The sequence below is a fragment of the Streptomyces sp. NPDC012510 genome, assembly GCF_042955065.1.
In the GTDB taxonomy this organism is placed as follows: Bacteria; Actinomycetota; Actinomycetes; order Streptomycetales; family Streptomycetaceae; genus Streptomyces.
The window spans coordinates 128,033-142,973 of record NZ_JBIBEN010000021.1; the positions used below are offsets into that span (position 1 = coordinate 128,033).

A 14,941-nucleotide genomic window follows, 5' to 3' on the forward strand; every position below is an offset into this window, starting at 1 on the left:
AGTTCTTCGTAATGATGATGGCCGAGTCGCCGATCGGTGGTGAGCTCGAGGCAAACCGATGATGTCATGACCATGCTCTACCTTGGGGGCCGCAGCGATCAGAGCAGCCCGCGGTAGACCTTCGGGCTGGTCGGGTTCTCAGCGAACCATCTGCCCGAACCCGCCGTCACAGCTCTGGCACCCGCCTACCTCCAGCCGGCCCAGACCCTCCGCGCATGGTATGCGATAGAAAGCACTCAGATTTAGATCTTCGCCCGATGAATGCCCAGGTCAGAGCCATATGCGGCTCCTCCTTGACATGCTCTCCGGAGCCGTGTGCGCAGGTTCGAATCCTGCCGGGGGCACCTTGTATGAGGTGCCCAAAGACCCCGCCATCAGCGCTTTAGCTGAGAACGGGGTCTTCGCGTATGTGCAGCCGTATGCCGCTCGGAGCGGCCGCATGTCGGGTGCTGTGGACTATGTGTGGACTGGCCGCAGAGCACGAATCCGCAGGTCAGCCCCGGAAAATGCCGAGGCCCCTGGACCTGAGTCCAGGGGCCATCATGCCGCAGGTGTGCGTGAGGAGCGCGTGGATCAGGGCCCGGTGCCGGGCCCGTCCTCCTGGTCGTCGTCCTCGCCGAGGAGTTCGGCGATCCGCCGATTGGCGACGTCCTGTCGACCGTCGAGGCACTTGGCGTACCGGCTCAGGAGCACTTCGACGCTGTTGCCCGCGCGCTCCGCTACCTCGGTGGGGTCCACACCAGCGTTGAGCCAGGAGGAGAGCGCGGCGTGCCGCAGGTCGTACGGTCGAGCGGCCAACGGCGAGGCCACCTGCTCGGGCGTGAGCGCCAGGTGTCGAGCCTCGTCCCAGACGCGCCAGTAGGTGGTGGAGGCGACCACTCCCCCGCGTTCGTTGGCGAACATCCGCCCGTCCTTGGCGGTGCCGAACTCCTTGATGTGAGTGAGGAGTATGCGGACGAGGCGAGGCGGGATCGGGACGATGCGGGTTTCGTTCGCGGGGCGGTTCTTGAGGCCACGGTTGTCGTGAACTTCCCCGGTTCCGGTCCAGCGCTTTCCAACGGTGGGGCGGGTCTTCTCCAGGATCAGCGAACCCCAACCCGCCTCCGGCAAGGTGCAGTCCGGGCGTCGCAGACCCACGGCTTCCGCCGGCCGCAGCCCACCGAAGTACATACAGGCGAAGAGGGCGACGAGGCGGCGTCCACGTGCCCGGCGGTAGCCGCCCACGTACGAGACGGCAGCGAGGAGGTCCCGGGCTTGCTGAGGGTTCACCACAACCCGGCGGTCCACCTCCTTGGTGACCTTGGGCAGCTTCCACTTCACGAGGGTCACGGGGTTCTCAGGCAGCTCCCCCAGTTCGACCGCGTAGGTGAGAGCGTTGAAGAGGACCGCTCGCTTTCGCCGCACCGTCTCGGCAGCCGCCGGATCCCCGGAAAGCCTGAGCTTGAGCGAGTCGAGGACACGGCGGATGTCCGCCGGATTCTTGAGCGTGACCAGCGGCAGCGAGGCTTTGGCCACCCAGCGAAGAGCGTTCGCGATGTCCACCGGGGGCTCGCCCTCGTCCCCGGCCTGGACGACGAAGGCCCAGCCACGCAGAGCACGCCGCAAGATGTCGTCGGCCGGGCGCCCAGGCCGATCAGCCAGGAGTTCAGTCGTGACGAGGGTCATCGTCTCGTTCAGACTGTCGCGGGAGTTCGGAGCGGCGTGCGGCCACTTCATGGCCACGTACGCCCGCGCGAAGTCGTACCAGGTGCGGGACTCTTTGGCAGGCGCCATGGAGTCTGGCAGCCCGGTTTCCGTGTCGAACGCCTCGCCCTTCTGAGCAGCCCGGAGAAGCTGCGCGCGGAAGTTGTCGGCGAGCGCCTTCGTCCGGAAGGTCTCGGAGAACGGCGGGGCATCGCCGACCTTCCATCGCACGTCGTAGGACGGCGTCTTGTACGGCCGCTTACGGATGCTCCACACCTTCACGTCATGCGACTTCACGCCGCCTCCCCGAGTCCGTGAAGCCACGCAGTGAAGTCACTGCGCCAGAAGCGAAGTTCACCGTTCGGAAGCTTGATCGCTTCCGGAGCCTGCCCCAGCTCGCGCCAGCGGTAGAAGGTGCGGCGGGAGACTCCGCCCAGCTCGGCGAGGATCTGCGGGACAGTCATCAGTTCGTCTCGTCGGCGGTCCACGCCGAGTCTCCTTCCGTGTCAGAGGCGTCGTCGGGCCGACGTGAGGTGGCGAACCAGGTCTCTGCAGCGGTCAGGCCGGTCCCAGCGAATCGCCAGTGGGAGAGGACGAGGACGCTGTTCGGGTCAGGCAGTGGGTGACCCGCTTCGGCCGCGCGTTCGCGGGTGAGGGCTTCGTTGTGGTCGGCGCGTTCCTGGCGGAGGGCGCCGAGGGTGACGGAGTAGGCGCGGGACTTGGTGGAGAAGTGGCCGCGGAAGCCGAGCATGTGGGCCCACTTGCGCAGGCGGAGGGCTTCGAGTTCGGGGCGGGCGCCGAGGTGCCAGCAGGTGAGGATCAGTTGTCGGGCGTGGTCGGTGACGCCGGAGCCGATCAGGTCCGTGATCGGGTTGCGGATGGGGCGGTCGAGAGTGCCGGCGGTCTCGGCGCCCTTGGTGGCGTACTTCGCGATGTACGCGGCGACGGCGCGGCTGGATAGCTCCGAGGTGCCAGCGAAGTCCGCCGAGCGGATGGGACGGATATCGAGCTGTTTGCCGAAGCGGAAGGTGTACGGGCGTGCATCGAGGACGGGGCCGGGGGTCTCGGCGAGGCGGGCCGCCGTGCGGATGGTGTCGGTGAGGAGTTCGGTCGTGGCCCAGGGCGGTGGGGTGTCCTCGGCGCCTTCCGAGCCATCGAGGCGGATCACGGCGTGGAAGTGGACGGCGCCGCGCCGCTGGTACTCGGCGACCTTGGCGTAGGAGACCTTGAGGCTGTGGCGGAGCTCCGAGCGGGTGAGACCTGCGCGCGAGGCGAGTTGTTGGCGCAGGTAGGTGGTGAAGCGGGCCCAGAGCGCTCCGGCGTGCGCGTTCCACAGAACGGCCGCGCGGTAGTCGTACCGGTCGGGGTCGAGTGGGGTGCCCAACGCGGGGTCGTCCTCCGAATGGGCCTGGCCGCAGCGGCACCGGTCGCTGGTAGGGCGGTTGTGGACGGGGCCGAAGGAGGGCGCGGTGAAGGTGGCGAAGATGCGGGGGTGTTGGGCGACGGTGGGGCCGATGCCCTTGCCGCCGCTGAGGCCGGCCGTGACGAGGTGGAAGGTGTCTTTGCGGTAGATCTCGGCGCAGGCCGCGCAGCGGGTGGCCCTGCGGTTGTTGCAGCGGATGAGGAGCTGTCCGGCCGGAAGGTCCGTGTCGGCGACCTCCCGGACGATCTCACCCGTGGCGGCGTGGACGTCGAGCCGGTGACCCTCCATCCGTACGGGCCGCTCGCAGCCGCCGAGGCGCTGGATCTGCCGGGCGTAGGCGCCGAGGTCGCCGTGTCGGGCGAGGGTGGACAGATGGCGGATGGCTCCGAGGGGAGCCGGGGGGTGCATGTTCGGGTTCCTCCTGCCAGGGGTCGGGGTCGTATGCGCCTGCCGCCGCTCCGTACCGTCCAGGGGGCTAGACAGTGCGAGCAGGCTGGACATGGCTGGAGCCGTTGAGTCAGCGGCGGGTGAGGAGTGAGCGGATGACGACGGCGCAGACGGCGGTCGAGGTGGCCGTGACGGCGACGGCGAGAAGCATGGAGACGAGGACGGCGCCGACGATCAGGACCACTGCGGTACCGCCGCCGACGAGGGCGAGCGCGGTGCCGGGGGTGAGCTGAACCGCCGGGCGGAACGGCGCCGAAGTGGCAGCGAGAGCCATCTGCGGAGCCTGAGCGGCCGGGGTGACGGTGGTCGACTCGACGAGTGCGGGCGGGGTGACCAGGCCGGTCGGCTGAGGCATGGTCGGGATTTTCGGCCGGAACATGAGCGGGTCCCCTTTCGCGGTTACTTGACGAGGGAGTTGATGACGGGGGCCAGGAGGCTGGCGGCGATGAGGTAGCCGCCGAGGAGCAGCACGGCGATGAGCCACCAGGGCGGGCGGATGAGCTTGACGCCGAGGACCCCGACGCAGAGCAGGGCGAGCCAGAGCGGAACGTCCATGGGGGTTGGTCTCCTGTCAGGGCGAGCAGCGGTGGGTGCGGGCGGCGAGTTCGGCGGCGGCGCGGGAGTCGTACTCGGCGGAGAAGTCGCAGCGCGGTGCGGTGCAGGCGGCCAGGTGACGGTGCTTGCCGCGTTCGATGTAGGAGGCGACGTTCACGGGGCCGATACGGCGGACGTTGCGGAAGCGGCGGTGCATGGCGGGACTCCTTTTCAGAGGTGGGCGGCGACTGACGCGGTCATGGACGGGGGCAGGCCGAGCCGGGTGCGTACGGCGTCGGGGTCGGCGGGGTGGCCGGTGGCCGTGTGGTGTTCGGCGGCCAGGGCCCGGACGCGTTCGACGAGGGCCGGAGGGAGCGCAACGGCGGGAACGGGCGTCGGGGCCGGAGCGACAGGAGCGGTGACCGGATCGGCAGTGGTGTCTTCTGAGGCGGGGCCGGAGTCCGGGCCCGTGGACGGCGCCGAGATCATGTTCCGGTCGGGCATCTCGACAGCGCCCGAGGCGGAGTGCGGTTCCTCGTCCGGGCCCTTCGTCGACGAGGCCGGGACCGGCGTCTCTTGTGGGTGCGGTGCGTGGGCGAGGAGCGTGCCGCCGAAGAAGGCGACGGCCGGCCAGCCCGCGACCACGACGCGAAGCCACGCGGGTACGTGGTCCAGGTCGAGGAGTCCGGCGGTGGCGACGTTGGCGCCGAGGGATGCGGCGAGGGCGACGAGGAACCACAGGCGTGGGCCCCCGGACGGCTGTCCGGCCCGCTGTTGTTCCCGCATCCGGCGCCAGGCGGCGACCAGGAGGAGGTCAACGCTGATCGGGTAGGCCCACGCCTTCCAGCCGCCTTGCCTGGCCGCTTCGGCGAGGTCGTGGAGGTGGGAGAAGGACAGGGCGCCCGCGATGACGGCTTGGATGATGACTGCGTCCAGGCGGGCCAGTTGGGCGCGCATCGGCTCGTCTCCTTCCGGATTCAGGCATGGGAGGGGTAGGGACCTTGGCGTGAGGAGGTCACGCCGACCGAGGAGGGGGCGGTGCGGCTACTCAGTGACCGGCCGGGCGGCGGGTGCGGTAACGGCGGGCGGCGTCGACTCGATGGGCGTCACCGCGACGGCGGGCCGGAAGGCGGCGAGCCGGGGCAGGTCCGGAACGAGGCCAGAAGTGTCGCGGCAGATGGCCGCCGCATCGTCGAGGGTGAGGTGAGGCGAGCGGACGCGGGACCAGCCGCCGGAGGAGTCGCCGACGATCGCGACGCCGGGTCGCTCGGCCGGGATGGACGTGGCGGCCAATGCCGCTTCGGCGGCGATGTCGGCAAGGGCCATGTTCGCCGAGGTCTCGTCGTTGACGCGGTGGCAGACACGGCCGGTGAGCTGAGCGCGCAGCATGGTTGCGCCCTTACCGAGTTCGGAGCCGAAGCGCTGTCCGCAGACTTCCAGGTAGATGCCGGCCGCGCGGCCGAGCTGGGCGAGACGGATGAGCTTGGTGACCATGGCGTCACGTCGCTTCTCGTCGTCGCGGCTCGCGGCGAGGAAGAGTTCCGCGACCTCGTCGACGACGACCACGACCGGCACCGGCCGCACTTCGTCCGGCAGTCCCCACACGTCGGAGGTGAGCACGGCGTCCGGACCGGCCACGCTCGACAGGCCGATGAGCCGGAACCGTGCCTCCATTTCCTCCAGCAGAGCGTCAAGGACGTCGTTCGCCCGGTCCGAGGTGTCGGCGAGGGCCGACAGGCGGGGTGCGAACGGTGCCAGTTCGACGCCCCATTTGCAGTCGATGCCGACGAGGGCGACGGGTTGCCGGGCGAGCCCGCACAGCAGGTTGCGCAGGTATACGGACTTGCCGGACTGCGTTGCGCCGAGGATCAGTTCGTGCGGCACGGTGCGGAAGTCCCGTACGTGCCAGTGACCGTCTTCTCGCAGGGCCAGCGGGAGGGTGAGCGGTCCATTTCCTCGCCAACGGCGGGCGGGGCGTACGTCGGCGAGCACGTCCCAGCCGATCAGGCGCAGTTCGAGCCGTCCCGGCTTGGTAGGGCGGATGTGCACGGCATGGGCGCCCCAGGCATGCCGTAGCCGGTCGGCCGAGGCGGTGAAGTCCTCGGGCGCCTGCCCAGCCGCCATGCGCAACTGCATCACGAGACCGGACCCGGTCGGGCGCGGCAGGGACCGGCGAGGCGGTACCGGGGCCGCTTCCCTCCCCATCATCCGGGCCGTGGCCCGACGGACGGCCGAAGCCGGAACCGTCAGGCCGCAGGCATCCATGGTCGCCCGGTACGAGACGAGGACGCGCAGGGTGACGGCCGGGTACCCGACGAGCCACCAGAACAGGACCGGCGTCCGCCGACGCATTACGAGCAGCGCGGCCAGCGCCAGCAGCACCAGGGCCAGTGTCCAGACGGAATCGGTCATGGCGCTCAGCCCTGGACCGGTGCCGGGGTGCCGACCATGACGGCGTCGGCCCGGTAGGCGATGCCGTGGCGGGCTCGGCCGCCGAACTCGCTCTCCCAGGGTCGGGCCACCAGGCCCGACAGGAAGACCGGAGTACCCATGGCCAGACCGTCACCGATGCCGGGCTCCGGCACCGTCACCTTGATCATGTCGGAGCCGCCCGCCGCGATGAACACCAGCTCCAGCACCATGAGCCGGGCGTTGGTCACCGGGTCCACGGCGACCTCACCGGTCTGCCGGTCCTTGACCTTGGTCTCAGGCAGCTTGGTGACCAGCAGCGTCGCGGCGGAAGTGTCTACGGGGATGACACGCATTCTTTGAACCTCACTTGTTTATGGCACCTCTCGGCGCCGACCCGAACTGGATACCCCCCTAGACAGCAAGGGAGGGCCCCACCCGAACTGTCTAGGGGGGTTGACGGCGACAGTAGCCCGACGCTCCATCAACTGTCTAGGGGGGTATACGAGTAGGGCTACAGCCAGACCCGGACGGCCCTACGGCAGCACCCAGTGGATGGCCGTCGCGTCGTCCTGGGCTTTGCCGCGCGGCCAGCGCCGACCGTGCGGGTCACCGGTCTCGACATCCCGGACCAGCCGGATCAGCTCATCCGGCCCGGACGTGTTGAGGATGCCCAACACCGTTGCCCAGTCGGCAAGTTCGAAGCGGTCCACGAGTCGCGTGGCCCCGTCACTCAGCAGACTCACGGAGTCCACGGAGTCGAGCGACACGGATCCGGTCAGTGCATGCTCAGCCGCCCGCGGGTCGGGGCCGGCGATCCAGAAGCCGCCCGGCCGGTTACGCAGACCGGTCAGCGCGTCGCGGTACTCGGCCAGCGCGGCAGCATGTTCGGGTGAGCCTGTAGGAAACGTGTCGACCGGGCCCCGAAGGGACTTGCCGACCTCGTCCAGGCGCCGGTCAGTGATGACCGCGCAACCCCCTTGCCGCTCGTCGAGCAGAAGGGAGGAATCACCTAGGACGAGGTATTCCAGCTTCTGGTCACCGGCCCGAACCACCACGACCGTACTGGTCGGACTCGCCCGATAGGTCAGGTCGCAACTGTCACTGTGCATCGCTCGCACCGAGGCGATGGAGTCGGCCAAGCAGTCGGCGAGCGGTCGGCGGGGATGAGCCGTGACTGCACGCAGCAACAACGCCCCCAGGGTCCCGGAGAACCACGCGATGCTGTGTACACATCCGGTCTCAGCGCCCGCTACCCCGGCGCCGTCGAGGAGGACGGCAGCACCGGGCGCGATAGCCGCGAAGTCCTCGTTCTCCCGGCCGGGTTCGGAGGGAAGGGAGCCGAGGGCGACTCTCACGCCTCGGTCTCCTCGTCGTGCAGGTACAGCGGGCAGATCAGCTCAACAGACTGCGGCTCACTGGTCTCCGGGTCGTACTCGACGCCGACGAGCGTGGAGAACCGACGCTCCCCCACCTGCCCCCATAGAGCATTGAGGTCCGAAGCCAGCAACTGAACGGCGCCGAGGGATCCTTGGGTGTGGATTCCGGCAATCGCGAGTACCGAACCCTTGCCGTCCGGGCGGGGCAGTCGGCCGAGGTACCCCACATCGTGCGGGCGAGCCGGATCGGCGTCCTGGCCTGAGCGGTGAACGGTGCCGGTACGCCGGTCCAGCAGCGTCCAGGGTTCGCCGTCCTCGTGCTGCCAGCTGAGAACCGGGTCCTGGGCGTACAGCTCGCGCATGTCCTCGGACATGCCCGGACCACAGACGACGATCAGGCCGTCTCGGTTGAGGTCGACTTCACCGCTCACGAGCACGTTGCCGGTGGCGACATCGAAGCTGTACGACTTCGCCAGGTCTTCAAGGCGCTTGCCCGAGTTCATGTCGTCCATGGCGACGACCGTGCGCTTCTTCACGTCGTCCGCCCGAAGCGGAGTGACCACCGTGACGACGCCCGCACCGAAGAAGGCACCTTCGGGGGCTGGTCCAGTGTGGCGGATCTGGTGAATCCGACCACGGCTCAGACCGGCTTTCTCGGCGATCTGCGCGTAGGAGAGCCCTTGGGCGTGGAGGTCCTGAACCACGCGCCGGCGAAGCCGCGCCAGCTCTGTCACCTCCTGCTGAGCGTCGGCCAACCGGGTCGTGACCTCACGCAGGAGCAGGTACGGATCGTCAATGGACATGATCCGCTGCAACTCGTTCGACATGCCTTCACCTCCTAGGACTCCCCCGAAGTCTAGGCCCCTAGACAGAAAAGGCGGAAGCAGGAGGCCTGAGCGCACGCCGATCACGTAGAAGCCCGATCTGCGCCGAGGCACACCCCGAGGGCTCACCCGCCACCACCGGCGCGGTCGTGGGCAGCAGGAGCCGCGCCGACTGCCATCACTCAATCCCGGACCAAGTCGGCCCACACAGCGCGCCCGTTCGGCAGATCTTTCACGCCCCAGTCCTTCGCACAGGCCGAGACGAGGACCAAGCCACGACCGCCGAGGTCCTGGCTGGCCGCATCGCGCATCAGGGGAGCGCGGTCGCCGCCCTGGTCGACCACTTCGAGCCGCACACAGTCCTCCCGGAAGGCGACAACCACGAGGAACCAGCCGCCCGCCGAGCCGCTGAGCGTGTGCCGGACGGCATTGGTCGCGAGTTCGCTGACGATCAGGACCGCGTCATCGGCAACGCTCCGCTCCTGGAGAAGGGCGGCGACGAAGTGACGGGCTTCGGCTACCTGATCCGGCAGCCCAGGGAAGGCGCGGCACCACTTGGTGAACATGGGAAGACTCCTTGTCTAGAGGGCTAGACAGCACGGAGAGCAGAGTATTCCCCGAGTCGACCGCACACCAAGGCATCTAGAGGAATTATTCCTCTATGGAGTGACGGTGTCCGCCAGGTCGCGAAACTCCTTCATCACCCGCAACAGCAGTTCCCGCACCTCACCACCGAAGACAGCCGAGCCCTCGAAGGAGCCGAACGCCTCCTCGTACGAGGCAACTTCATCCCCGTCGTCCGAGACCCGCTCGTCCCGGAACGCCTCCACGACGACTGCGCTCCGATCGCACAGGGTGAAGCCGTGCCGAGGCATGACCGGCACCGGCCGATCCCACGGAATCACTCCGAGCCGCACGGTGGTCAGACTCTCGACAGCGAGCAGACGGTCAAGCTGGGCGAGCATGAGCGACGGGGTGCCGGGCCAGGTCCTCAACACACCCTCGGTGACGACGAACACGGACTCACGTCCCGGCTCGTACAAGACACTCTGGCGCTCCACGCGAGCAGCGACGGCACGACCAACGGACTCGGGGTCAGCATCGGGAGCACTCGCGAAGACGTGACGGGCGTACTCCGCGCTCTGAAGCATGGCCGGCAGAACTACACACTGAAACGACCGCACGAGCCGGGCTCCGCGGATCGCATCGTCCAGGACGACACCAGGCAGCGCACTCACTTCGGTCTGCGGAGCCGCATCAACTGCCGCCTCCACAGCAGCCAGGAGCTCCCGCACCTCACCTGAGGTCGCCGCATCGAGGCCCAGGGCCCGAGAGAGCCGGTCAAGGACATCGGAGCTGGGGACCATCCGCCCGGTCTCGACCTTGGACACGGTTGGTTGCCCAACACCGGCTCGCTGCGCCAGAACAGCACCCGTCAGACCGGCATCCGCCCGCAGAGCACGAAGTCGCGCCCCAAGCGCAGTCATCCGCTCTCGCCGCTCACTCCCCATACCAAGGGTTCTACACCACGAGGCTCGGCATCCAGCGCAGGAGCAACGACCAAGATCAACAAGCCACCATTGGCGCGTGATTCAAACTTTCTCTACTGGTTCAAGGCGGCTCGCTCCGCTCACCGCGCGCGGCCCGGCCCCCGGCCGGGCCTGCGCTCCTGTCTCCGCCCCGCTCCAGCCCGGCCGGCGCCCGGGCCGCGCACATGTCCTAGTGCTGAGTTCATGAGTCGATCAGCGCAGAGCATGGCAGTTGACGAAGCAGCCTCCGGCGGGGGCGCTCAGGCTCCGAGATGGAGGGGCGCCGTTCGCGACTGCCAGCCGGTTGGTGGCGTGCATCGGGAGCTTCCTTCCCGTCTGCCATCGACCCAGGCAGAGCCGAGCAGACGCGGCCCCTGGCGTCCAGGTCGTTCGTACAGTGGCGCGCTCCACCTGGACGCCAGGAACCACGCCCGCTCCACGATGTGTGGGTCGACGGCAGACGGGAGGGAAGCTGGGGTAGCTAGTGGGTTGAGGTGGGAGCACGGGCATAGGAGGGTGAGACTGCACGGCTGTAGGTAAACGCTGGAGGCTTGATCGTCGTCTTGAGCCTGGAGCGACAGAGGGCGAGACTGAAGCCCTACACAAGGAGCAGGGAACACGACTCCTACCTATCAGTTGCGCATCCCCAGCTCAGCGTGGTATCAGACCTGCCTGCGCTACTATCCTGATCACAGGTGTCCCAGCCCAGCGAGGAAAGAGAAGAAGATCGTTACCCCAACACGGCAGCGCGCGACGCAACCGGAGCTGCCGGCCGCGTCGCCCTTGGACCGTAGGCGAGGGCGATCTGCTCTGTCTCCCAAACGGCCCTCGGAAGACACGGCTGGCTTCGCTGACGTCTTCCCTTACTACGCAGGGTTTGCCTACGACTGGGCCCGCGCGCTCCTCGCCTCTCAGGACATCGCTGACACAGCCGTTGTACTGGATCCTTGGAACGGCAGCGGCACCACCACACTGGCAGCTCAGCACGAGGGCTTTCGGGCTGTCGGGATCGACAGGAACCCTGTAGCCAACATCGTTGCGCGCCTGAGGGTAGATGCCTACCTGACGGATCCGGTACTAATTACGGCCGCAGCGGTCAAGGAGGAAGAGCAAGAGGGCCTAGATGATCCCTTGTGCGCATGGTTTACCCCTGAATCAGTTAAGCGCATCCGCGAGTGGTCGAATCACCTATCCCGCCTACCCTCAGGCAAGTCGGGATTGGCCTACGTTGCTCTTTTTCGCTCGATAAGATCACTCACGTCATCCTTCGAAGGCAGCAACCCGACCTGGGTAAAGAGAGCCAAGTCAAGTGATGATCTTGTTACTGTTTCAGCGGCAGATTTCGATGCCTTGGTGATGCAGCAGCAGGAATTCATCGCTTCTCGCATCGGTGCATCAGACGAGACACCCAGCGCCCCAGTGCAACTAGCAACTGCTCTCAGCAGTGCCCTTCCTGTGTCGGAGAGTTCGGTAGACGTTGTCCTGACATCTCCGCCGTACTTGACCCGCATTGACTACGCGGTTGCCTATACGAGGGAACTCGCCATCCTAGGGCATGACATTACGAAGGACCGCACACTCAGGTCGGCCCTGATGGGGACAACTCTGATCAGAAGCACGCCCAGTTCAACCTTGCAGGTAGGGGAAATTGCTCGCACGCTGATCGAGGATGTCACAAGTCACTCCAGCAAGGCGTCCGCCGGGTACTACCGGAAGCAGGTGTTGCAGTATCTCTACGACCTGTCTGCCGGCCTGGATGAAGTAACGCGTGTTACTAAGAATGGCGGAATGCTGCACCTGGTAGTTCAGGATTCCTACTACAAGGATGTCCCAGTGAAACTGGCGGACATTTGCGTAGAGGAGTCCATATTGCGTGGGTGGGGCCTGACTAGCCGTGAGCCTTACATTGTGAAACGCACGCTGACATCCGTTAACAAGGCGGCGCGGAACTATAAGAAGTCTGAAGTATTCGAGACTGTAATTTCGCTCCGAAAGAATAGTTAGCACCACCTGCGGGGGAGGAAAAGCATGGCCGAAGACCTGTCCGAAGAGTTCATGCATCAGCTCTTGACAGAGCGCCAAAAGGTTGATGTTGCCACTCACGACTTCTCGGTGCGTGAGCTGGTACGCATGATGGAGGAGGACGAGCTTAATGTCGCTCCTGCCTACCAGCGAATGTTTCGTTGGAATGCAAAGGCCTCGTCACTCTTCATCGAGTCGGTTTTTCTCGGGCTGCCTGTACCGCCGATCTTCGTCGCAACAAATGTCGGCTTCCAGTGGGAAGTGGTGGACGGCCTTCAGCGGCTTTCATCTCTGGCGCATTTCCTTTCCTCCGATGCGGACGAGGCTGGCAAAGTAAACCGTAAGTCGCCACTCGTCCTCACAGGACTCGAGAAGCTCGACCGCTTGAACGGGCGAACTTACGACTCCCTACCAAAAAATCTGAAGGTGCATTTCGGGCGTCAGCCCCTGCAAGTGGTTTCACTGACGGATAAAAGTAATCTTGAAGTACGGTTCGATGTTTTTGAGCGCCTAAATCGAGGTGGATTGCGCCTCACAGCTCAGGAAGTACGCGCCGTGGTCTATCGCGGAGATTTCAACCACTTCATTGAAGAGTTGGCACTCAATGAAGATTTCGGTGCGTTGCTGAAGTTGAAGGAAGGAAGCAAGGAGGACGGCACGCTCGTAGAGCAGGTGCTGAAGTTTTTCGCATACAAGAACCACAGTGACATCTTCGATGGCAAGGTCGAGCGCTTCCTAAACACTGCCATGGGTCTTTCGCAGCAAGGTTTCGACTACACCCGTGAACGAAACCTCTTCGAGAAGTCCTGTGCTTTTCTGCGGCAAGTATGCGATGGGGCCTACCTCAGGTCGGGTACGACAACGACGCCGTTGGTGCAGTTCGAAGCATGCCTGGTGGCAATTGCTCAGCTGTATCAAGAGGGCGGAGAGCCTGCCGTTCCTCATGCTGGCTGGATTGAAGATGAAGAGTTGCGAGCTTCGAGTGGCGGAGGCAGCAACAGTCGTAGAATGCTCGAGCGCAGGTTGACGCGGGCGAAGGAAATCTTCATTGGGCAAGCATGATGCTCTGAGGCAAGAGAATATTGACCACCTTACCCGCTTGCTGAAACGCACAGGTGAGCTAAAGGTGTTTCTGGCTTTTACGCAGACAAACAAAACGGACACAACTGGGTGGACATCTGCCAGTAGAGACGCCCGCGCCCTAGCGATCGTATGCACGATGGCCGAGCTTGAATCCTTGGTGAAGACGTGCTTGCAGCGCACGCACGAGGAACTCAATTCCGCCGGCATTCGGACGATGTCCCTTATTCCCAGTGTTCGGCAAGTCATTGCTCACACCGCATTCGAGAGTCTGCGCACGCTTCAAGATCACTCGAAGATGTGGGATCGGCGTTCATTTACGACTACCCTAGACGCCAACGGAGAGGTGGCCACCTTCCCAATTGAAAAGAGTCATCCCCAGCCCCCACTTGATGGGAAGACCCTAAAGCCAGAGCACTTTTTCCGTCTATGGCAGATATATCAACTGCCGGACAACCCATTCCCTAATCCCCGGTGGCCCGGCGCGCTGCAGAAGCTCGCACTGGCTCGCAACGACTTGGCGCACGGAAATCTCCCTTATCACGAGATTTTCCAGCAGGCGGGTAGGTCAGTTCCTGATATTGAATCATATGTGACCAATGTCAGTGATTTCGCGTCGCACTTCGTGCTTTCGTGGAACGCCTATTTGGACGCCGAGTCCTACATAGTGCAGCCCGCAAACTGACTCCAGACAGCAGTGCTGGAGGCTAAGGGCTTGCAGATCATTAACATGTCGTCTTGATCTTGTTGCTGGGTGTGCTCGTTTGGGCGTGGACCCCAACCTGGGCGACCGATGGCGTCGTCGTGGGCAGAATGACGATGCCGCACCTTGATGATCTGCAAGCCCTTAGGTTGAAGGCTGACCACCGAGGTAGTTCCACCAGGCCAATACCAGACTGCGGACGAAAGCCTCGCCCTCGGCCAGGTTCATCGTCCGTTTCGGAAGTCCGGTCCCGGTAGCTCTTGCATGACGCGCCTCGCTGCCACTCACATCAGGTCGATTAGCTGATGCCGTAAACGCAGACAGATCACCACTGGACACCCACTGCGTCGCCTTGAGCTGCTTATCGCCCCCCACGTTGCCACGCACAATCTCATAGACTTTGTAGAGATCGACCCAGGTTAGTGAAACGCTTGACCTGCCCAGGATGTCCAGAGTCTCGGCCACATCGACGTGGCTCGACGCCAACTGCATGTACGGCGGTCCTTCTGGCGGTGGTGGGGGCGGGGGGTGACATGGTGGCGACTGTCCATCACCCACCGACAGAACTACGCCGTACGCCTTCGACCGAACCATAGCGGTGTCAGCCTGCACAATATGGTGACGCCGCCCGTTACCCGTGCCGTCATCCTCCACGAAGGTGCCGGGCAGACTGACGGGCCGAAAGCTGCTGTCCAGGACACGTGCCACACCTGTCACTCGCTGGAGAAGGTGAGTAGCCGCCTCGACCAACCGCCCACCGTCGTCCATGAGGCCGTCCAACTCAGCCGAGTTCAGGTAGTAGCCGTCCTCCTCCTTGCTAACTCTCGGGTCGCCCTCGCGGAAGAGTTCCACTAAGGCATCCAGATCGAAGGTATGGCCCTCTAGCTTTGCCTTTACTGCCATGCCGC

At 65.3% G+C, this 14,941-nt stretch carries 17 protein-coding genes; 3 read left to right on the forward strand and 14 right to left on the reverse strand.

Going from position 1 to position 14,941, the window contains the following annotated elements:
* Nucleotides 1-573 precede the first annotated feature (573 nt).
* From ACFY9I_RS32380 to ACFY9I_RS32440, 13 genes are all read right to left on the reverse strand, one after another.
* On the reverse strand, nt 574-1,980 hold the full coding sequence (locus ACFY9I_RS32380) for a tyrosine-type recombinase/integrase (protein ID WP_391008021.1): 1,407 nt from the start codon (nt 1,978-1,980) through the stop codon (nt 574-576).
* Complete coding sequence (locus ACFY9I_RS32385; protein WP_391008086.1) at nt 1,977-2,147, reverse strand: helix-turn-helix domain-containing protein; 171 nt, start codon at nt 2,145-2,147, stop codon at nt 1,977-1,979. Before ACFY9I_RS32385 ends, ACFY9I_RS32380 begins: the two co-directional genes overlap by 4 nt.
* Nucleotides 2,147-3,514 (reverse strand): replication initiator, encoded by a 1,368-nt coding sequence (locus tag ACFY9I_RS32390; protein WP_391008023.1) that lies wholly within the window; start codon nt 3,512-3,514, stop codon nt 2,147-2,149. The genes ACFY9I_RS32385 and ACFY9I_RS32390 overlap by 1 nt, the downstream gene beginning before the upstream one ends.
* Before the next feature lie 109 nt (nt 3,515-3,623).
* Complete coding sequence (locus ACFY9I_RS32395; protein WP_391008025.1) at nt 3,624-3,932, reverse strand: SpdD-like protein; 309 nt, start codon at nt 3,930-3,932, stop codon at nt 3,624-3,626.
* 20 nt (nt 3,933-3,952) lie between these two features.
* Nucleotides 3,953-4,108, reverse strand: a complete 156-nt coding sequence (locus ACFY9I_RS32400; protein WP_391008027.1) for a hypothetical protein — start codon at nt 4,106-4,108, stop codon at nt 3,953-3,955.
* 16 nt (nt 4,109-4,124) lie between these two features.
* Nucleotides 4,125-4,304 carry a mobile element transfer protein gene (locus ACFY9I_RS32405; RefSeq protein ID WP_013000710.1) on the reverse strand — a complete coding sequence of 60 codons (180 nt, stop codon included), beginning with the start codon at nt 4,302-4,304 and terminating at the stop codon, nt 4,125-4,127.
* A gap of 14 nt (nt 4,305-4,318) precedes the next feature.
* Nucleotides 4,319-5,044, reverse strand: a complete 726-nt coding sequence (locus ACFY9I_RS32410; protein WP_391008029.1) for a DUF2637 domain-containing protein — start codon at nt 5,042-5,044, stop codon at nt 4,319-4,321.
* A gap of 87 nt (nt 5,045-5,131) precedes the next feature.
* Nucleotides 5,132-6,499 carry an FtsK/SpoIIIE domain-containing protein gene (locus ACFY9I_RS32415; protein ID WP_391008031.1) on the reverse strand — a complete coding sequence of 456 codons (1,368 nt, stop codon included), beginning with the start codon at nt 6,497-6,499 and terminating at the stop codon, nt 5,132-5,134.
* A 5-nt stretch (nt 6,500-6,504) separates the two neighbouring features.
* Nucleotides 6,505-6,852, reverse strand: coding sequence for a hypothetical protein (locus tag ACFY9I_RS32420; protein WP_391008033.1), 348 nt, complete (start codon nt 6,850-6,852; stop codon nt 6,505-6,507).
* Nucleotides 6,853-7,032: 180 nt separating this feature from the next.
* Nucleotides 7,033-7,854, reverse strand: coding sequence for an integrase (locus tag ACFY9I_RS32425; protein WP_391008034.1), 822 nt, complete (start codon nt 7,852-7,854; stop codon nt 7,033-7,035).
* On the reverse strand, nt 7,851-8,702 hold the full coding sequence (locus ACFY9I_RS32430) for a sigma factor-like helix-turn-helix DNA-binding protein (RefSeq protein ID WP_391008036.1): 852 nt from the start codon (nt 8,700-8,702) through the stop codon (nt 7,851-7,853). The genes ACFY9I_RS32425 and ACFY9I_RS32430 overlap by 4 nt, the downstream gene beginning before the upstream one ends.
* Before the next feature lie 179 nt (nt 8,703-8,881).
* Nucleotides 8,882-9,265: an ATP-binding protein gene (locus ACFY9I_RS32435; protein WP_391008038.1), complete on the reverse strand. Its 384-nt coding sequence runs from the start codon at nt 9,263-9,265 to the stop codon at nt 8,882-8,884.
* A gap of 93 nt (nt 9,266-9,358) precedes the next feature.
* The gene (locus ACFY9I_RS32440; protein WP_391008040.1) at nt 9,359-10,210 is read right to left on the reverse strand and encodes a Scr1 family TA system antitoxin-like transcriptional regulator; all 852 of its coding nucleotides are present in this window, start codon (nt 10,208-10,210) and stop codon (nt 9,359-9,361) included.
* Nucleotides 10,211-10,864: 654 nt separating this feature from the next.
* Here ACFY9I_RS32440 and ACFY9I_RS32445 point away from each other — a divergent pair.
* From ACFY9I_RS32445 to ACFY9I_RS32455, 3 genes are all read left to right on the forward strand, one after another.
* Entirely contained in the window at nt 10,865-12,232 is a 1,368-nt protein-coding gene (locus ACFY9I_RS32445; protein WP_391008042.1) for a hypothetical protein, read from the forward strand.
* Between the two features lie 24 nt (nt 12,233-12,256).
* Nucleotides 12,257-13,312 carry a DUF262 domain-containing protein gene (locus ACFY9I_RS32450; protein ID WP_391008044.1) on the forward strand — a complete coding sequence of 352 codons (1,056 nt, stop codon included), beginning with the start codon at nt 12,257-12,259 and terminating at the stop codon, nt 13,310-13,312.
* A gap of 64 nt (nt 13,313-13,376) precedes the next feature.
* Nucleotides 13,377-14,015: a HEPN domain-containing protein gene (locus ACFY9I_RS32455; RefSeq protein WP_391008088.1), complete on the forward strand. Its 639-nt coding sequence runs from the start codon at nt 13,377-13,379 to the stop codon at nt 14,013-14,015.
* Nucleotides 14,016-14,177: 162 nt separating this feature from the next.
* Here the strand turns inward: ACFY9I_RS32455 and ACFY9I_RS32460 are convergent, their stop codons facing one another.
* Nucleotides 14,178-14,936 (reverse strand): hypothetical protein, encoded by a 759-nt coding sequence (locus tag ACFY9I_RS32460; RefSeq protein ID WP_391008046.1) that lies wholly within the window; start codon nt 14,934-14,936, stop codon nt 14,178-14,180.
* Nucleotides 14,937-14,941: the final 5 nt, after the last annotated feature.